Source organism: Metabacillus lacus (assembly GCF_009674805.1).
In the GTDB taxonomy this organism is placed as follows: Bacteria; Bacillota; Bacilli; order Bacillales; family Bacillaceae; genus Metabacillus_C; species Metabacillus_C lacus.
In genome coordinates this window covers 1-1,890 of the sequence record NZ_WKKI01000097.1, presented here as the reverse complement: position 1 = coordinate 1,890, position 1,890 = coordinate 1, and the positions used below count along the sequence as shown (strand labels likewise).

General features: G+C 43.9%; 1 protein-coding gene. It reads right to left on the bottom strand.

Features of this window, described 5'->3' with window-relative positions; all coding sequences use genetic code 11:
- Positions 1-75: 75 nt before the first annotated feature.
- Positions 76-1,335, bottom strand: coding sequence for a group II intron reverse transcriptase/maturase (gene ltrA, locus GJU40_RS20355; RefSeq protein WP_154309878.1), 1,260 nt, complete (start codon positions 1,333-1,335; stop codon positions 76-78).
- Between the last annotated feature and the right edge of the window lie 555 nt (positions 1,336-1,890).

Genomic DNA, 1,890 nt, shown 5'->3' with positions numbered 1-1,890 from the left:
AATCGAGTAGGAGGGGGTGACTAACCCCCGACCTCTCACACCACCGTACGTACCGTTCGGTATACGGCGGTTCAATTAGGTGTGACGCAGAAATTCATATCTTTGATAAAGACTTTTGAGCCCTCGATTACTCCAGTAAGAGTTATCGAGGGTTTTGTGTAGGATTGGACTTGAGGCTATTCTCCAAAATTTCTTTCTGGAGTTTCCCCATTCATATGCTTTATGGTCTGGAACGCCTAGGCTTTTGAGTTTTCTTACTCTTGTCTTCGGGTTCTTCCATTGTTTCCATTCAATCATACGGAGTCTTCTTCTAATCCACTCATCAAATTCTTTGAACTTACTTGGTGTGTCAGCTAATGCAAAATATCCACACCAACCCGTTATATATTGATTCAGTTTCTCAATTCTAACTTCCATAGGGATTGGTTTGGAACGGGAGGTTAGTTCCCGTATTTTAGCTTTGAGCCTTTTAATACTTTCATTTGCTATTCGAACCTTCGGTTTCTTATTGAATGTAAAGCTAAAGCCAAGGAACTTTCGTTTCCAAGGACGATCTACTGCTGATTTTCCTCGATTTACTTTGAGCTTTAATTTCTGCTCTATGAAACGAGTAATCGAGTCCATTACACGTTCTCCGGCTTTCTTCGATTTCATGTAAATATTACAATCATCGGCATATCGGACAAACTTGTGACCTCTCCTTTCTAACTCTTTATCAAGTTTATCCAAAAGGATATTCGAAAGAAGAGGACTCAGGGGACCTCCTTGTGGTGTTCCTTCTTCTGCATCGTAGACTACACCATTTATCATGATTCCTGCTTGGAGGTATTTCCGTATTAGCTTCAAGACCAATCGGTCTTGGATTCTGTTTGCCAATATCCCCATCAACTTATCATGATTCACTTTGTCAAAGAATTTCTCCAAGTCCATGTCAATCACCCATCTATATCCATCACTTATATATCCCCTTGCTTTACGAACAGCGTCATGGCCTCTTCGATTTGGTCGAAACCCGTAACTATGTTCTGAGAAGGTTGGGTCAAAAAGCGGGGTTAGAACTTGGGCGACAGCTTGTTGGATGAACCGGTCTGTCACGGTTGGTATTCCTAGTAACCTTACGCCACCGTTAGGTTTCGGGATTTCGACTCGACGGACTGGGTTAGGTTGATAGGTACCTTCCCTTAAAGAGTCACAAAGAGTGCCCCAGTTCTCATAGAGATGTCTTCGTAGGGATTTTACGGACATTCCATCTATGCCGTGACTCCCTTTGTTCCTCTCTACACGTTTAAGTGCTTCTATTAAGTTTTCTCGTGACAGAATCAGATCCATTAACATTGTGATATTTCCTTTCGACGTGAACGTAGAAATCTAATTATGTTATTCCTGCTCCACCCTCTTGAAGTCCCCAGTAGATTCACCACTTCCTCCTTCAAGAAAGTCCTTTCGGATTGTCTGCTTCTACACAGGAATTGTATGCCTAGTTCTCGTTCTTCCTAATTGTTCAGTCCTTCCCTTACCGTCTCGAGTGGGTAAGGTACTATGACCTCTGCTGACTTCTGGTTGTTCAGCTATCTATTTCTAGAGAGGTTACCAAGTGTACTTGGCGTTCCAACCAGACCTCCCCGGGTAAGAGTACAGTCTTTCCCTCCATCTATCTGCTCCATTTACTGTGTACCACCTTCGGCAGTAAGGACTTTGTTTTGTTATGCAAACTCATCCAATGGTACCTAGCCTTATATGGAGTTCGTGTTCCTCAGACCGGAGGTTTGCCGCTCGCTTCCTTCAGATTCCGCGTCACCACGGACACCCTTGCGTTAAGCTAACCACTACTACCGCCTTCATGGCTCGGGACTTGCACCCTATAGACTGCACCCATGCCGGGCGCACATA